7 protein-coding genes are annotated in these 18,388 nt (G+C 48.6%); 4 read left to right on the plus strand and 3 right to left on the minus strand.

Going from position 1 to position 18,388, the window contains the following annotated elements; genetic code table 11:
• Nucleotides 1-15: 15 nt before the first annotated feature.
• The 3 genes from NNC77_RS02915 (at nucleotide 16) to NNC77_RS02925 (ending at nucleotide 11,429) form a co-directional block, all read left to right on the plus strand.
• Nucleotides 16-4,002 carry a family 78 glycoside hydrolase catalytic domain gene (locus NNC77_RS02915; protein WP_117586409.1) on the plus strand — a complete coding sequence of 1,329 codons (3,987 nt, stop codon included), beginning with the start codon at nucleotides 16-18 and terminating at the stop codon, nucleotides 4,000-4,002.
• Nucleotides 4,003-4,178: 176 nt separating this feature from the next.
• Nucleotides 4,179-6,866, plus strand: coding sequence for an alpha-d-galacturonidase (locus tag NNC77_RS02920; RefSeq protein WP_254969873.1), 2,688 nt, complete (start codon nucleotides 4,179-4,181; stop codon nucleotides 6,864-6,866).
• Nucleotides 6,867-7,439: 573 nt separating this feature from the next.
• Nucleotides 7,440-11,429: a malectin domain-containing carbohydrate-binding protein gene (locus tag NNC77_RS02925; RefSeq protein ID WP_254969842.1), complete on the plus strand. Its 3,990-nt coding sequence runs from the start codon at nucleotides 7,440-7,442 to the stop codon at nucleotides 11,427-11,429.
• A 734-nt stretch (nucleotides 11,430-12,163) separates the two neighbouring features.
• On the opposite strand, the gene tnpC is transcribed toward NNC77_RS02925, so the two are convergent.
• The 3 genes from tnpC to NNC77_RS02940 all read right to left on the minus strand — a co-directional run bounded on the left by tnpC (nucleotide 12,164) and on the right by NNC77_RS02940 (nucleotide 14,591).
• Entirely contained in the window at nucleotides 12,164-13,744 is a 1,581-nt protein-coding gene (gene tnpC / locus NNC77_RS02930; protein ID WP_200756147.1) for an IS66 family transposase, read from the minus strand.
• Nucleotides 13,745-13,845: 101 nt separating this feature from the next.
• Entirely contained in the window at nucleotides 13,846-14,193 is a 348-nt protein-coding gene (tnpB, locus tag NNC77_RS02935) for an IS66 family insertion sequence element accessory protein TnpB (RefSeq protein ID WP_119236911.1), read from the minus strand.
• Complete coding sequence (locus tag NNC77_RS02940; protein WP_119236948.1) at nucleotides 14,181-14,591, minus strand: hypothetical protein; 411 nt, start codon at nucleotides 14,589-14,591, stop codon at nucleotides 14,181-14,183. The genes tnpB and NNC77_RS02940 overlap by 13 nt, the downstream gene beginning before the upstream one ends.
• 348 nt (nucleotides 14,592-14,939) lie before the next feature.
• Here NNC77_RS02940 and NNC77_RS02945 point away from each other — a divergent pair, with 348 nt between their 5' ends.
• Entirely contained in the window at nucleotides 14,940-18,215 is a 3,276-nt protein-coding gene (locus NNC77_RS02945) for a glycoside hydrolase family 2 TIM barrel-domain containing protein (protein ID WP_437183270.1), read from the plus strand.
• Nucleotides 18,216-18,388: the final 173 nt, after the last annotated feature.

An 18,388-nucleotide genomic window follows, 5' to 3' on the forward strand; every position in this document is an offset into this window, starting at 1 on the left:
GAGTGAAGAATTCAAATGAAGAATAATATATTGATGAGTGTGTTGCTGACGGCATCGCTTTCGGCAACACTTCCGCTTTCCGCTGCCAGTCATGTTGACGTGGTAAAGATGCGGACGGAGAATCAGGTGAATCCTCTGGGCATCGGAACATCAACCCCTCGCTTCTCCTGGCAGATTACTTCTGACAGGAAGGGCGTGGTGCAGACGAGTTATCAGATTCTGGTGGCTTCTTCCCGAGAAAAACTGGATCGAAACGAGGCAGATTTATGGGATAGCGGTGAACGCAACAGCGATGAACAGCTGTGGATTCCTTATCAGGGCAAGGCGCTGCTGAGTGGCGCTCAAGCTTACTGGAAGGTGCGTATCACTACCAATAAAGGCAAGTCGGAATGGACCGAACCGCAGCTCTTTTCCATCGGACTGCTCGGTGAAACCAAATGGAGCGGCACTTGGATTGGCTTGGAAGACCTGCAGCCCGGAGAACAGAAAGGCATGCATACCCGACTGGCAGCACGCTATATCCGTAAGGACTTTGCGGCAAAAGGCAAGGTGAAGCGGGCGGTGGCTTATGTTGCCGGACTCGGTGTATACGAGTTTTATGTCAACGGCCAGCGTATGGGGGGCAGTCAGGCTTTGCAGCCAGTACCAACCGATTATCGCAAGACCATCTACTACAATACCTTTGATGTCACTTCGCTCCTGACCGAGAAGAATGCCATCGCCATCAAACTGGGCAACGGCAGAATGTTTCCGATGCGACTGGAGAAGGCTTACAAGACGCCTTTCTTCGGTTATCCGAAATGCCGCATCAACGTGAAGGTGGAGTATGAGAACGGAAAAACTGAAACCTGGGCAACCAATAACACATGGAAGTTGAGCTTCGATGGTCCTATCCGCAGCAACAACGAGTATGATGGCGAGGAGTATGATGCCCGCAGGGAACAGGCGCTGAAAGGCTGGACCCAGGCTGGTTTCGACGATAGCCAGTGGCAGAAAGCCGAGCGCTGTGTCATTCCTGACGGTACGCTGATGGCGCAGCCGATGACGGGAATGGTTGAGAAGGAATTCGGCCATCCGGTAAGTCTGAAGCATCGCCACGATACCCTCATCGTAGATTTCGGACAGAACATGGCGGGCTGGATTGGTTTCCAGGTCCGTGGCAAGCAGGGTGATACCATCCGTGTGAAATATGCAGAGAAACTGCAGGCTGACGGCAGTCTGTATCTCGACAACTTCCGCAATGCCCTCTCTGAGGATATTTATGTCTGTAATGGCAAGGAAAACGGAAAGTCTTGGCGTCCTGTCTTCTCTTATCACGGTTTCCGCTACGCTGCCATTACCGGTATGAAGAATGCCCGCAAGGAGGATTTCACCGCTTATACCGTGAGCGACGAGATGGCTACCATCGGACATATCGAGACTTCTGATACGATATTAAATAAGGTGTTGAAGAATGCATGGTGGGGCATCTACGGCAATTACAAGGGTATGCCGGTAGACTGTCCGCAGCGCAATGAGCGCCAGCCTTGGTTGGGCGACCGTACGGTGGGTTCGTTGGGTGAAAGTTTCGTTTTCGACAATGAGCGACTCTACAGCAAGTGGATGCACGATATCTGTGATGCCCAGCGTTCGGATGGCAATATTCCGGATGTGGCTCCTGCCTTCTGGAATTATTATACCGATGATGTTACCTGGCCGGCAGCCTTGCCTTTCACCTGTGATATGCTCTATCATCAGTTTGGCAACAAGCAGCCTATCATCGATTCTTATCCATCCATCAGGAAATGGATCAACCATATCCTGGCAGAATATACGGATAAGAACGGTATCATCACCAAGGATAAATACGGCGACTGGTGCGTACCACCAGAGAAGCTGGAACTGATTCACAGTCAGGATCCGAAGCGAAAGACAGATGGTAAGCTGATAGCCACCGCCTATATGATCCGCTGTCTGCAGCTGGCAGAGCAGTTTGCCAACCTGCAAGGTTTGAAGGAAGAAGCGAAAGCTTGGGCAGACCGCAGAAGCGGGATGATAGATGCCTTCAACAGGCAGTTCCTCACCAACAAGGCAGGAACATCCCGTCGTCCGGGTCATGTGCTTTATCCAGACAGCATCTATTATGGCAACAATACCTCTACAGCCAATCTCCTGGCGCTCTCCTTCGGCATAGCTCCCCAGGAGTTGCGCAGTGAACTTATCAAGCAGGTAGTGAAGGGCATCTGCATCGATGCCAAGGAACATGTCAACTGCGGTGTCATCGGCATCTCCTGGCTCCTTCGCGGTTTGAGTGACAACGGTTTCCCTGATGTGGCTTATCTCCTGGCTATCCAGCGCACCTATCCGTCGTGGGGTTATATGGCAGAGAACGGAGCCACTACCATCTGGGAACTCTGGAATGGCGACAAGGCTGATCCGAAGATGAATTCGGGCAATCATGTAATGCTTCTGGGCGACTTGCTTACCTGGTGCTATCAGTATCTGGGAGGCATCCAACAGAAGGGCGTCAACGTACAGCAGGTTGCTGAGGCTGATGCCAGCGTGGCTTACAAGCACATCGTGTTGAAGCCAGCCTTCAGTATTCAGAACTGCGAATCGGTAAAAGCTGATTACGAGACTCCATACGGAGTAGTGAAGAGCCAGTGGAAGAAGACCTTGCAGCATGTGGATTGGGATATCACCGTGCCTTGCAACACCACAGCCGATGTCTATCTGCCTGATGGTAAGGTTGAGATGGTAGGTAGTGGCGATTATCATTATTCGGTAGAAATCCCTACCCGCGATGCTGCCATTCTGAAGGATGAATTCCTTTATGATTACAGCGGCTTCCCATCGGCTCATGCCTCTACTATTACCCAGTTGAAGAATGGTGACCTGGTGGCTGCTTACTTCGGCGGTACCTTCGAGCGCAATCCGGATGTCTGCATCTGGGTAAGTCGCAAGCCGAAGGGTGCCAAGGCTTGGGAGAAACCTATCCTGGCTGCCGATGGTGTTTATTGCCTGGGTACTCCTGAGGCTAAGAAGGCGGGTCTTTCGGGCATCGATGAGAAGACAACTCCGGCTGATAAGGGACCTATCAAGGACGGATTGCGCCGTTTCGGTGTGCCAGCCGGCTACAAATATGATTTCCGCTCTAAGTCAGCCAATATCAAGTTGCCTGCCAATCTGAAGCGCAAGTCTTGCTGGAACCCTGTGCTCTATACCATGCCCGATGGCGAGATTTGGCTGTTCTACAAGGTGGGAGCTACCGTTGGCGACTGGACGGGCTGTCTTGTGAAATCGAAGGATGGCGGTAAGACCTGGAGTGATCCGGAGGCTTTGCCAGACGGTTTCCTCGGTCCTATCAAGAACAAGCCGGAAATGGTGAACGGCAGACTCATCTGCGGTTCCAGTACCGAGAACAAGGGTTGGCGATTCCATGTAGAGATTCTCGACTTGAAGACCAAAAAGTGGAAGTATGTGGGTCCGGTAGATGCCGAACTGAAGCCTCGTACCGATGATGTGGATTTGGCTACGGTGGATATGCAGCATCCTATCTACAAGGAGGGTGAGAAGGCTAGATATATCTACAGTATCCAGCCATCTATCCTGAAGTTGAAGGATGGCAGATTGCAGGTTCTGATGCGTACCCATAATGCCAAACTTGCCACCAGTTTCAGCAGCGACGGTGGTGATACCTGGACTCCGGTTACCCTGCTCGACATCGAAAACAACCAGAGCGGTACGGATGCTGTCACCCTGAAGGATGGCAGACACGTGCTCATCTACAACAATTTCGAGACGTTGCCGGGAACCAAGAAGGGACCTCGCACGCCATTGAGTCTTGCCATTAGCGATGACGGCACTCATTGGCGTCATCTCCTCACCCTGGAGGACAGTCCTATCAACCAGTATTCCTATCCAGGCATCATCGAGGGAAAGGATGGCAAACTGCATTGCATCTATACCTGGCGCCGCCAGAGAGTGGCGTATAAGGAAGTGGATTTGAAAAAGATAAAATAAGAAAATAGTAAATTAAAAGGATAGAATATGTACGATGAACGTATCATACTCTATCCTTTTATTGTTTTAAGACCCCTAAGCGAATGTTCCTTCATTGATTACAAAAAGAAGGAAACTGCGTCTTTATTTATAAAACAAAGACTAAGACAATGATAAAAGTACAAAAGATTTTTGTGATGGCAGCCCTCGTGCTGATTCCATCTGTATCCTTTGCCCAGAAAGTAAATATCCTGACCGAGAAGAAGGCTTCTAATCGGGAACAGTATGCTGCTGAATACCTACAGAAGAAGCTTAACCGCTTGGGATTCTCTGCAGTGGTGAACGGCAAGAAGGGCGAATATTGCATTTCGCTCTCGCAAGCCAAGGATACTGCCGGACTGAAGAAGGAAGGTTTCTCATGGACCCGCAAGGGAAAGAAGATCCTGTTGCAGGGAAATGATGGCTCTGGTGTCATCTACGGCTGTAACGAAATAGCAGAATACGTGGCTCAGCATGGCTCTCTCAATATGCCGCTGAAACAGGTAGATGCACCTGAAATGGTGCTCCGTGGTGCCTGCGTAGGCTTGCAGAAAACCGTTTATCTGCCGGGCCATCAGGTTTACGAATACCCTTATACACCGGAGAATTTCCCTTGGTTCTATGACAAGGAACAGTGGATCCAGTATCTCGATATGCTCGTAGACAACAAGATGAATTCGCTTTATCTCTGGAACGGTCATCCTTTTGCTTCGCTCGTCAAACTGAAGGATTATCCTTTCGCCCTCGAAGTGGATGAGGCCACTTTCAAGAAGAACGAAGAGATGTTCTCGTTCCTGACCAGGGAGGCTGACCGACGTGGCATCTTCGTCATTCAGATGTTCTACAACATCATCCTCTCCAAGCCTTTTGCCGATCATTATGGCTTGAAGACACAGGACCGTCACCGTCCTATCACTCCGCTCATCAGCGATTATACCCGCAAGTCGGTAGCTGCCTTCATCGAGAAATATCCGAATGTAGGCTTGCTCGTCTGTCTCGGTGAGGCGATGAATACCTACGAGGATGATGTGGAATGGATGACCAAGACCATCATTCCGGGTGTCAAGGACGGTTTGAAGGCTTTGGGCAGAACCGACGAACCGCCAGTCCTGCTCCGTGCCCACGATACCGACTGCAAGATGGTGATGGAGGCAGCGCTGCCCCTCTACAAGAACCTCTATACGATGCATAAGTATAATGGAGAGTCGTTGACCACCTATCAGCCTCGCGGTCCTTGGACCAAGATTCATACCGATTTGGCAGCCCTGGGTTCTACCCATATCAGCAATGTACATATCCTTGCCAATCTCGAACCATTCCGCTGGTCATCTCCTTCTTTCGTTCAGAAGGCGGTAACGGTGATGCACGATGTTCATCACGCCAATGCCCTGCATCTCTATCCGCAGGCTAGTTACTGGGATTGGCCTTATACGGCAGATAAATTGCCTGGCGGACAGCGGGAGAAACAGTTGGACCGCGACTGGATGTGGTACAAGACATGGGGAAGATATGCCTGGAACTGCCGTCGCGATGTAGCTGCCGAGGGTAATTACTGGGATAAGGTGCTTGCTGATTACTATGCTTCTGATGCCGCTGTTGCTGACAGCATCCGCAAGGCATACGATGAGAGTGGCGAGATTGCGCCTAAGCTCCTCCGCCGTTTCGGTATTACTGAGGGCAACCGTCAGACGCTGCTCCTGGGCATGTTCATGAGTCAGCTGGTGAATCCATATAAGTACACCATCTATCCTGGTTTCTATGAGAGTTGCGGTCCTGAGGGCGAGAAACTCATCGAATATGTAGAGAAGGAGTGGAAGCATCAGCCTCATGTGGGTGAGTTGCCACTCGATATCGTAGCTCAGACCGAGGCTCATGGCGACAAGGCTGTGGCACCCATCGATGCCATTGCTGACCGCATCACCGGCAATCAGGATGAGTTCCGTCGCCTTCAGAACGATATGCATTGTTACCGTGCTTTTGCCTATGCTTTCGGTTGGAAGGTGAAGGCGGCTCAGCATGTGCTCAACTATAAGTGGGGCAAGGATATCAAGGAACTGGATGCTGCCGTTCCGCTGCTCGAAAAGAGTCTGGATTATTACCGTCAGCTGGTAGATCTTACCAAGGATACCTATCTCTATGCCAATTCGATGCAGACCGCCCAGCGCCGTATCCCAATCGGAGGTGATGGCGGCAACATGAAGCATTGGAGTGAACTCTTGCCGAAATATGAGCAGGAACTGGCGAATCTGAAGAAGAACATCGCCATGCTCAAGGCTCAGGCTGCGGGTACTTACAAGATGAAGGCTGAGGATATCAAACCTTTGAAGGATGCAACCCAGCAGAAGGGTGCTTTCCAGATGGAGAATATCAATGGCGAGGCTAATTTCAAGATGGTGAAAATAGCCAAGGGTGCCAAGCTCTTCAGCGATTTGGATAGTGTAGTAACAGATTTCGCTCCTGAGTTGGCAGGTATGAATGCTTATGTGATGAACAGCAGCAAGCAGCGTGGCGAGTCTACCTCGCTCACCTTCACCACCAAGAAGCCTGTGCAGCTCTTGATAGGATATTTCCGTGATGACCAGATGAAATATGCCAAGGCTCCTAAGTTGGAGACCGATGCCACTGCCAACGATTACGGTCAGGCAGAGCCACAGCTCACCAGTGCCATCCGCATCGACGGCATGCCACAGGTCAACATCCACAAGTATGAGTTTGCCGCCGGCAAGCACACCCTGCTCTTACCAAAGGGCTTCCTGCTTGTGCTCGGTGCTACGGGCGATAAGATTACCGTTCGTGATGCCGGTCTCTCAGGTGCCGATAAGGCGATTGATTGGCTGTTCTACTAAATAGAATGATATAATTGTAAGGATAGAGTATGGCACAAATCATGTGTTATGTTCTATCCTTTCTTCGTTTTGTTGGCGAGGTTTTTATTTCTATTTCAAGTTTTGCATGTAAACTCCACACGCCCTGAAAGTTCAGTTATGTTGTATGTTTACGCCTTAATCCATTACAGGAAATTCTCTTAAATTCAAGATTTATTGCTTGTAATCTTGGGAATGCATATTGCTTGTCATTCTTATATACTGTACCCATCCAAAACCAACTATAAGTATTGATATATAGGGGGGAATACTCTATAAGTTTTTCTGACAGTTTTAATGAGTCTTTTATCTTTAACACAATCTCTAGGTAGATTGGTGTGTTACCAGTACAATTCCTATTATAAATAATGTTCTATTTTTCATGAGTTGTAATTTTTAAGTTGCTGCAAATATAACCTTTTCCTTTTATAATGTGTGATTTTTCATGGTTAATAATTCTAAATAGCATAAACTTTATGTAATTAGTTACAAAAACTATCTCCAAACGTCTTTGTATTTGTAAGATTTAAAATTAATATGTACTAAAATAAAAATATGAAGATCGAAAGAAAAAGACTGGTACTCTTATCTCTTCTTGTCTTTGGCAGCATCACCGCTTTTGCACAGAAAATCAGCCAGAACGTGATGCAGAAGATATACGACGAGGTAAAGACACCTTATAAATATGGTATGGTGGTTGCACCTGAGGACAACTACCACAAGATAGACTGTCCGATGGTGTATCGCGAAGGAAACAGGTGGTTTATGACCTATGTGGTATACAACGGCAAGGACGGAACGGATGGAAGAGGGTATGAAACATGGCTCGCTACCAGCGATGACCTGCTGCAATGGAAAACCCTGGGCCGCCTGCTCTGCTATGCCGACAAGGGATGGGATATGAACCAGCGTGCAGGATATCCGGCGCTGATAGACTGGACCTGGAACGGATCCTATGAGATGGCAAAATACAAAGGTCGCCACTGGATGAGCTATTTCGGTGGAGAAGGTACGGGCTATGAGTCCGTCCGCAAGCCTCTCAATATGGGTATGGCTTCTACCAAAGGCGATATCACCCAGGCTCATCCTTGGGAAACATCCCCTGCGCCTGTTCTCTCTATCAACGACAAGAGTGCACAGTGGTGGGAGAAACTCACCCATTATAAAAGTACCGTCTACTGGGATAGGAACAAGACGCTGGGCAAACCTTTCGTCATGTTCTATAATGCCGCTGGCATCAACCCTGCCAACCAGTTGAAGGCAGAACGCATCGGTATCGCCCTCTCCAGCAACATGACTTCCTGGCGCCGTCTGCCTCTCCGCACAGCCAAGCGGAAGACAGGCAATCCGGTCTTCTTTCATGAGGCTCCGGACATCATTACGGGAGATGCACAGATCGTGAAGTTCCCGCATTATTATGTCATGTTCTATTTCTCTGCCTTTAATCCGAAGAGAAAATACAATGCCTACAATACCTTTGCCGTGAGCCGGGACCTGGTGAACTGGCAGGACTGGGAGGGAGCCGACCTGATTTATCCTTCCAAACCTTATGATGATATGTTCGCCCATAAGAGTTATGTGCTGAAGCATCAGGGTGTGGTTTACCATTTCTATTGTGCCGTGAACCATGCCGGACAGCGAGGCATTGCCGTGGCTACCAGCGTGCCGATGGGGCGTTCGCAGGTTTCTTTCCCGACACTAGAAAAGAAGGGAAAGCGACAGATTATGAGTCTGAATCAGGACTGGCAGGTAAGCTTCGGCAAGACTTCGGAAGATAGTATCACGAAGAAGATGGGAACCTTCCGGGTGAATGTGCCCAACAATCTGGACGATTATTACGGTTACCGCCAGCTGAAGCACGGCAACCTGCATGGTACCGCCACCTACGAGAAGCATTTCTCCGTTCATAAACAGACCGGAAAACGCTATTTCCTGCAGTTGGAAGGTGTGGGAACCTTTGCTACGGTCAAGGTGAACCGCAAGAGTTATCCGAAGGAATTGGTAGGCAGAACCTGCTTTATGCTCGATATCTCGGATGCGCTCCGTGAGGGCGATAATACATTGAATATCAAGGTAGAACATCCTGCCATGCAGACCAATAATCCTTGGCCTTGTGGTGGCTGTTCGTCAGAGTGGGGCTTCTCGGAGGGCAGTCAGCCTTTCGGCATCTTCCGTCCGGTATCGCTCATCGAAACCGATGAGGTGAGGGTAGAGCCTTTTGGAGTACACGTCTGGAACAACGAAGCATGCGACAGCGTCTTCGTAGATACTGAGGTGAAGAACTATTCCGACCATGAGCAGACCATCGAGGTAATCAGTAAACTGGCGCTGAGCAGCGGCAAGACCGCTTTCCGCCAGGCCGGAAAGATTACCCTGAAGGCAGGCGAGACCCAGGTGGTCCGTCATCAGGCAAAGGTCAGCGATGCCCATCTGTGGGGCATCACGGATCCTTATCTCTATACCCTTTCCTGCATCATCAAACGAGAGGGCAAGACCATCGATGATGTGGCTACCCCTTTCGGCATCCGCTCCATCTCCTGGCCGGTACTCCGACAGAAACAGGCTGCGCTCCGTGGCGATTCAGCCCAGATGGATAAGAAAGACGGCAGATTCTATCTTAACGGCAGTCCGGTTTTCATCAACGGAACCTGCGATTACGAGCATCTCTTCGGTCAGAGTCATGCCTTCTCTCACGAGCAGATAGCTTCCCGTGTCAAGATGATGCGCCAGGCAGGTTTCAATGCCTTCCGTGAGGCTCATCAGCCACATAATCTCTATTACCAGCAGTTGCTGGATGAGCAGGGCATGCTGTTCTGGAGCCAGTTCTCGGCACATGTCTGGTATGATACATCCGCCTTCCGCAAGAACTTCAAGCGTCTGCTGCGCCGCTGGATTAAGGAGCGCCGCAATTCGCCTAGCGTCATTCTCTGGGGCATTCAGAACGAGAGTGTGATGCCGAAGGATTTCACCGAGGAGTGTGCTGCCATTATCCGGGAGATGGACCCTACCGCCCAGACCATGCGCGCCATCACCACCTGTAATGGAGGAGAGGGAAGCGACTGGAATGTGATTCAGAACTGGAGCGGAACCTACGGCGGAACAGCCGATAAATATGATCAGGAATTGAAACAGCCTAACCAGTTGCTGAATGGTGAATATGGTGCCTGGCGCACGCTCGGTTTCCGCAGTTTCGATGCAGAGAAACTGCATGCCGGTGATGCGAAGGCCCTGTCAAAAGCCTATACCGAAGATGCCTTTGTATCTCTTCTCAGCAAGAAGGCGATGCTGGCAGAAAGCGCCAAGGACAGCGTCTGCGGCCATTTCCAGTGGCTCTTCGTATCGCATGAGAACCCAGGCAGAGTGCAGCCAGATGAGGCTTACCGACGCATCGACAAGGTGGGACCGTTCAATTACAAGGGACTTCTCACGCCTTGGGAACAGCCTACCGAAGGCTTCTACTGGTATCGCAATCATTATACGAAGGTGCAGCCTGATACGCTTACGCCTACAGCTGCCGACCGCAACAGAGATCTTCTGAAACCAGCCGAGGGTTATACCTATCTGTATAGAGTGAACTGCGGCGGTGATGCCGTTACAGACAGTTATGGCAGCGAGTGGGAGCAGGACGACAGCGTCTATTCTCATTCCTGGGCAGAGCGTTTCGGCATGAATCCGTTTACGGCGAGTCAGGGACATATCACTTCCCGCATTCATGGTTTGAAATCATCGTCTGCAGCCTCTCAGCATGCTGCGGCTCCTGATGCAAAGCTCTTCCAGTATTTCCGTTGGGGCCGTCATGCGCTGAATTATCAGTTTGCTGTTCCGGATGGAGAATATCGCGTAGAACTCTATTTTGCCGAGCCTTGGCTGGGCAAGCATGAGGGCACCGGTATCGATTGTGAAGGCGAGCGCATCTTTGATGTAGCCATCAACGATTCCGTGGTAGTAGATGACCTCGACCTTTGGGCTGAGGCTGGCTTTGCGGGAGCCTGCAAGAAGGTGGTAGATATCAAGGTAAAGGGCGGTCTGCTGACCGTTTCTTTCCCTGAAGTAACGGTGGGAGAGGCTATCATCTCTGCCATCGCCATTGCTGCCAAGGGAGAGATAGGAGATGCTGAGAAGTGGAATCTCGCCTTCAAGGGCAGCAAGCCTGAGAGCGGAATGAGCAAGACTTACTGGGCTGATCTGGATAAGGATGTGGTAGAGAAATATCCGAAGGAGCTGTTGCCTCAGGACAACGAAGTATTCCCGGCTGTGCGCTATAAGAGCAAGTCCTCAACCTGGACTATCAATCCTGGTGTAGCCCGCGAATACATGTTGCGTTTCCGCTATAAGAACACAACCGGTGAGCAGCAGGTTGGCAGGTTGAAGATTGTGGACAGCAAGGGCATCGTCCTGTTGGATAGAGACATGACCTTCCCTGAAACGCCGAATAAGTTCAAAACCATCGGTACCACTACCGATTCTCAGATCAATGCCGGTACCTATCAGATAATCCTCTCCGGTCTTCCGAACGTTTCGTTCGATTATCTGGAAGTGCAATAAAAGGAAATCTGCGCCATTTGCGAAATCTGTGTGACTTAAGAATCTCACGCAGATGACGCAGATGGCGCAGTTTTATTTCTTGCGTAATAAGTTTTTTTGAGAAAAAAGTCTCAAAGTCTCATTATTTGGTGGAAATATTGTTGTAAAGTGTTGATATATAGTGATTTGTAAAAATGGTACTTCCTAATATCTTTACAAAAAAGTATCATGGAAGTATCATAAAACAGGGAGAAGTATCATGAAATCGAGATACGCAAGTCCGTTAGGCGTTAGGGTTCCGTTAGGCGTTCCTGCGGATCTCCCTAACACTAGTCAACTGGTTTAATAAATAAGTATAAACCGAGTCAACTCGTCTTATAAAATAAGATAAAAAGTGGTCAACCAAAATCGTTAAACCACACCTAGCGGACTTGCAAACCACAATGCCCAGAACTTGCCCAAGCCTTTGGGTATTTGAGCCCAACTACGTAGGGCATTGCTGCCCAAGGCTTTGGGCATGGATGCCCATCGTTTTGGTCATTCGTACCCATGTACGTGGGTACGAGTAACCACGTACGTGGACATAATTGATTCATTTCGTTCGATATTTCGCTTGTTTTGTATGCTGTTTCGCTTGTTTTGTATGATGTTTGCCGGTTTTTTATGATACTTCTCCCTATTTTATGGTAAGCGTCTCCGCGTTTATACCTTGCATAATTCAAAAAAAGCAGTAACAGCTGATTAAACTAATGCTGTTACTGCTTTTTCCATCGGTCAGGAAGTAAGTCTCTATATTTTTTCAATGGGGTATTGGGTTGCCATTCTGCAGTCTTTTCTATTACGTCGCATATGTATTCAAACAGATTAATGCCATTCAGCCTGCATGAGATGGCGATGGAATATAGGATAGCCGCCCGGCTTGCTCCTTCGTGCGAACCAAAGAACATTGAGTTTCTTCTTGATAGTGATATGTACCTCTGGATTCTCTCAATATAGTTGTTATCGAGAGCCGTATCACCTCTTTTGAAGATGTCACAAATGGCATTATATTCATTAAGGGCATAACCGACCGCCTGCGCCAAGGTAGACTTGGGCAGCAAATCCTTCCTGGAAGATATTTCCTCCAGTTTCTCCAATAAATCCTGTAAAATGTCCGGTGCATATGACTGCCGATAGACTAGATGGCCTTCAACGGTCCATCCATTTACCCCAACCTTATGTTTTTTGTCTTCTCGATAAAATCTGTTGAGGATATCTACGACTTCCTGAGCATCCTTGTCTTCCTTGCCGCAGTCGATGAAGTCTCTCTTGACATGCTGTAGACAGGCGATTCTCATAATGTCAGGATAAGCATCCGACTCCAGTTTCCGGTAAGGAGCATATGCATCACTCTGTATGGTACCTTTATAATCTGAGAATACGTTAAGTATGACCTGCTCAGAGCGTGAACCATCCTCATATACGAAGAAGACAAGTCCCAATTTAGACGCACTTACAGCCCAGAGGTAGCCTTTCTTCGACCCCTTGTCTGTAGGTTTTGTCTTGGCTAACAGCACTTTATGGTATGTCTCGTCTGCCGAGACATAATCCTGCTGCAACACTACTTGGCAGATAGCCTTATAGAAGTTTTCCAGTACATCAGCACTTCTGGCAATCAACTTGTTTGCCGTAGCTTTCCTTAACGTAAACCCATTGTCGGCAAAGTATTTGATGATTCGCTCTACCGGCATGGAATAGATGTATCGCATCTGCAGGAGTCCTGCTGCAAAGGAAGGTGAATAGGAAGAATTCAACAACAGAGCCGGCGGAGTTTTCCCCGGATACATGATACTTCCATCAGTATAAGTGTTGATGTGATACACGGTCTTGATGAATTTGATGGGTTCCATGCTGTAACGTATACAGGTACGAGTTCCGAAGAGACGCAACGTCTTCAAAAGCCCTGCATCCATGACTGGATCTATCGTAACATGCACCTCTTTCATCTCGTAATGCATGTCACGCTTGGCACCGTTGTTTTTGCGTGCCTTTCTCTTTTCGGCCTGCTCTGTTTTCTTCTTGTCAAATTCCTCCTGGGTCATCGAGTCTTGTGGATTCTTTTCCTGACGTTCGGACTTCTTGCCTGAAACGAGCTTGCCGAGTGCCTTGTTCTGACGATTCGCTTTGTCAATGGCGATTCCTTTCTGGACGAGCAGTTCTTCTAATGACTTTATACGTTCAATGAGTTCGTTGACCTGTGTAGTCAACGAGCTCACCGTAGCATTAGCTTGCTGAAGCTGTTCGTTTGCAAGCTGAAGCTGTTCCTTTAAAAGTACTATAATTTCGTCCTTTTTCATAGTGCAAAGGTACGAAAAAATATCGAGATATGCAAGTGTTTTTAGATATTTATTTTTATTATCTTGCTGATATACAATACGTTAAATACAGCATAGCAAAGCTATAAGTTAAGCCTCTTTCTATATTTCATGCTTTTTAGGCAAATTCCGCTCATGATGGCAGATAGCGTCTTGTAAGGCATTTTGCATTGTTTGCTTTGGGGATCAAAGAATGGTAATTCAAAGGTTCCTCGCTCCAGTCGCTTCTGATACAGCAGGAAACCGTCGCCATCCCATTTGAGCATTTTTACCTGCTGGCGGTTCTTTGAGAAGAAGATGAAGACGGCACCACCGAGTGGCGGCAGCTCCATCTCCGTCCTCACAATCTGGTACAGGCCATTTATGCCCATGTTCATTCGGACATATCGCTGGCAGACGTAATACTGGGTATTTTCGTTTAGTCCAAACATAGCATATCCTCCTTTTCGTAAAGTTTCATCAGATGCATGACAGATTTGGCGCTACCTTTCTTGATGGTGACTATCGTTCCATTTGGGAAGGTTAGGGTTATGCCAAAAAGATAGTTCTCTGGACAGACGGGTTCGGATGGTATTTCCATGGGAAGGAACATCATCCCAGTGTCCTTGGCTATTGCCTCGGAACATTCCTTACGGGCTTCGGCCTGAAGCAGACGAATCTGCTGTTTGGCTAACCTAACAGAATAACCTTTCTCTGACATCCATCTATGCATCGAGCGATGGTTTACATGCCGTTCCTTTAAAAAAGGAATCAAACTGGCTTTTGGATTATGATTCAAATGAATCTGGAAGGCATTCCATGCCCTCTCATAACGTTCTGTTGCTCTCATAATTTCGTTGCTTTTAAAATTATGGTGCAAAGGTAAGAACTTTTACGATAAAGGGCAAGGTATAAATGCGGAGCCGCTTACATTTTATGATACTTCGATGAGACTTCTCTGGCTATTTTCAGAAAAGTATCATTCTTATAAACACTTATATATCAGATATATAAACTAAAAATTTCCTAAAAATGAGACTTTGAGACTTTTTTCGAGAAAAAACACTTATATGTGTGTTCGCGTGAAAGCGACGGTAAATCTAAAAAGTACTCATTCTCAGTTACAAAAAATGGGGTGGGGCGTCTTTATTGTATGGACAAAAACGATAAACTGTAAACTGTTTTAAAAATAAATAATATGATGAACAAACGGAAAATCATGATCATGATGGCTGGGATGGTTTTGCCAATCCTTGCACCTCAGGCTTCAGCTGCTGCAGAGCACCATGACTGGGAAGACCAGCATGTGCTTTCCATCAACCGGGAACCGGCACGGGCTGCATTCATGCCTTATCAGGCAAAGAAGGGAGATAGCCAGATGTCGCTCAACGGAGAATGGAAGTTCAGATGGACGAAGACGCCGGAGGAAAGAATCGTGGATTTCTTTCGTACTGACTATAGCTGCAAGGACTGGAAAACGCTCGCGGTACCAGCCAACTGGGAGGTGAACGGATATGGTACACCTATCTATATATCAGCAGGTTATCCCTTTAAAATCAATCCTCCTTATGTGATGACTACACCTAAGAAGGACTGGACTACCTACGAGGAACGCAATCCTACCGGACAATATAAACGTAGCTTCCAGCTGAAGGAAAACTCGCTGCTGTTCCGGCAGGACCGTCAGACCTTTTTGCGCTTCGAGGGCGTGATGAGCGCCTTCTATGTATGGGTAAATGGCGAGAAGGTGGGATATTCGCAGGGTTCGATGGAGCCGAGCGAATTTAACGTGACTCCTTATCTGAAGGCAGGCAAAAACGAGATAGCCGTAGAGGTTTACAAGTATAGCGACGGCAGTTATCTGGAAGATCAGGACTTCTGGCGCTTCGGTGGCATCCACCGTGATGTGTGGCTCTATTCCACACCGAATGTCCGCATCCGTGATTTCGCCGTTCGCACCCTGCCGCAGCTCTCTTCCGCTACATCCTCTCCTTGTGATTTCACCCTGCAGATCAATCCGCAACTGGCGGTGGCAGCAGGCGAGAAGGGAGAAGGTTACCGGCTGATGGCGTGGCTGGAGGATGCTGAAGATAAAGGCGTGATGCTGAAACTGCCGGGAACTGACAGACTGGAGGCTTCTCTGCAGGCTTCTGCCGACGAGATTCTCGACCTGAATCATAAGGCAGCACTGATGAACGAATGGTATCCGCAGCGAGGTGGAAGAAAATTCGAACGTATGGAGGGAGTAGTGGAAAAACCGCATGCCTGGACTGCTGAGACACCTTATTTATATACCCTGAAACTGGCACTTCTCGACAAGCAGGGAAGTGTGATGGAACAGGTGCAGCAGCGCATCGGATTCAGATGGGTTTCGGTAGAAAACGGACAGTTGATGGTGAACGGAAAACCTATCAAACTGCGTGGCGTGAACCGGCATGAGCATGATCCGAAGTTGGCACGAGTGATGACCGAGGAGATGATGCAGCGCGATATCCTACTGATGAAGCAGGCGAACGTGAATGCCGTCAGAACCAGTCATTATCCGAATGTTTCACGCTGGTATGAGCTGTGCGACAGCGCCGGCATCTATGTGATGGACGAGGCAGATTGCGAGACCCACGGACTCCGTGGTACGCTCACCTCTACTCCCGACTGGAATGCCGCCTTTCTGGACAGAGCCGTGAGAATGGCAGAGAGAGACAAGAACCACCCGAGCATCATCTTCTGGAGCCTGGGCAACGAGAGCGGTTTCGGTGCCAATCATGCAGCCATGGCAGGCTGGCTTCATACCTTCGACCCAACGAGACTGGTACATTATGAAGGTGCTCAGACGCCTTATCAGCCAGCGAAGGGCTTGAACGAGCAGGACTTTGATGAGAGTGACCCGGACTGTGTGGATGTCTTGAGCCGTTTCTATCCCCGTGTAAAGGCTGAGTATCTGAATCCGGGCGTTCCCGAAGGTTCTGACAAGGAGAGAGCGGAGAATGCCCGATGGGAACATCTGCTGGATATTGCGATGAGAAAGAACGATAATCGTCCTGTGCTTACCAGTGAATATGCCCATTGTATGGGTAATGCGCTGGGTAATTTCAAGGAATATTGGGAGGAGATATACAGTCATCCCCGCATGGCTGGCGGCTTTATCTGGGACTGGGTTGACCAGGGTATCTATGCTCCGGGAACCAACCACGTGCTCTATGGCGGTGATTTCGGTGATAAGCCTAATCTTAAAGCCTTCTGTCTGAACGGCGTGGTCTTCTCCGACCGCTCGGTATCGGCTAAGTATCAGGAGGTAAAGCATGTTTATGCACCGGTGTGGATAACTCAGAAAGGGGATGAGGTCTGGGTGAAGAATCATCATTCTCATCTCTCGCTGGAGGGCTTCAGTTGCCAGTATCAGGTGACGAAAAATGGGGTTGTCGGTCAGGAGAGTGTGCTGAAAATGCCTTCAGTACAGCCGGGTGATAGTGCAAAGTTATGCAGCTTGCATGATTTCAAAGCGTATAAAAATACGGATTCCCGATTGAATATCTCAGTTATTTCCCAGCAGGGAGTAGAGGTAGGAAGGGAACAGATAGCCCTCAGCGATAACTTGTATGAAGCTGGCTGGAAACTGGCTGCGGATGCCATGAAGCGATACAAGTCTTCCCGCCGTTTGGCAACTCTGTCAACTGCCGAGTTGCTGGCACGCAATATTTCCGTGATTCCTCAGTTCTTCCGTGCGCCAACCGACAACGACAAGAGTTTCGGCAACTGGATAGCGAAGGATTGGAAGAAGACTCATCTCGACAGCACGCTCTCTGCTATCCCGCTGAAGGATGGGGAGTATGTATATCATTATGGTGAGGATGGGGCATCAGATAAGGCTGGTTCTTCGGCATCGGCTAAGTCTGGCGGTAATATCCGTCTCCGTTTAGAGGTAGCTCCTCAGCAGGACGGCTTCGTCGATGTGAAGGCTACCTATAGTTTTGAGGGCAATCTGCCTGAACTTCCTCGACTGGGCCTGATGATGAAGCTGCCAAGAGTGGCTTACGATCAGGTGAAATGGTATGGCAGGGGACCTTGGGAGAATTATCCTGACCGCAAGCAGTCTTGTCCGATAGGATGGTACGAGAGTAGCGTGGAGGATCAGTTTACCCACTATCCCCGTCCGCAGGACAACGGCAACCATGAGGACTGTTCATACATCGAACTGACCAACAAGAATGGTAAGAATGCCCTGCAGGTTATCGCAGTCGGCGATACGCCTTTGAGTTTCTCAGCCTTGCCATACAGCGTGGCAGACCTCTATGCCGCCCGGCACGATTTCGAACTGAAGCAGTCTGGTAATCCTAACCTGCGCTACACCTATCTCAGTCTCGATTGTGCCGTTCTGGGCTTGGGTAACAGCAGTTGCGGACCTGGTGTATTGAAGAAATATGCCATCGACAAAACTCGCAGTTATACCCTGCATTTCAAGATGAGAATACTATGAGGCATCAGGTATTTGGGGATGCCGTTTTGAGGTAAATTAATAACTTGTCGGAAAAGGTGCGTAAAAGTTCTTTTCCGACAAGTTTAGTTTTATCATCTGCGAAAGTTGATGTTTTTTGATATATTTTCGCAGCTTATCGGCGTATTCTCGGAAAAATATCGTATCTTTGCACC

Source organism: Segatella copri (genome assembly GCF_024330485.1).
GTDB classification, from domain to species: domain Bacteria; phylum Bacteroidota; class Bacteroidia; order Bacteroidales; family Bacteroidaceae; genus Prevotella; species Prevotella copri_L.

Coding starts and splice junctions, on each gene's coding strand:
- NNC77_RS02915 (WP_117586409.1), top strand. CDS start 16: ATGAAGAATAATATATTGATGAGTGTGTTGCTGACGGCATCGCTTTCG.
- NNC77_RS02940 (WP_119236948.1), bottom strand. CDS start 14,591: ATGAGAGCAACAGAACGTTATGAGAGGGCATGGAATGCCTTCCAGATT.
- tnpB (WP_119236911.1), bottom strand. CDS start 14,193: ATGTTTGGACTAAACGAAAATACCCAGTATTACGTCTGCCAGCGATAT.
- tnpC (WP_200756147.1), bottom strand. CDS start 13,744: ATGAAAAAGGACGAAATTATAGTACTTTTAAAGGAACAGCTTCAGCTT.
- NNC77_RS02945 (WP_437183270.1), top strand. CDS start 14,940: ATGATGAACAAACGGAAAATCATGATCATGATGGCTGGGATGGTTTTG.
- NNC77_RS02925 (WP_254969842.1), top strand. CDS start 7,440: ATGAAGATCGAAAGAAAAAGACTGGTACTCTTATCTCTTCTTGTCTTT.
- NNC77_RS02920 (WP_254969873.1), top strand. CDS start 4,179: ATGGCAGCCCTCGTGCTGATTCCATCTGTATCCTTTGCCCAGAAAGTA.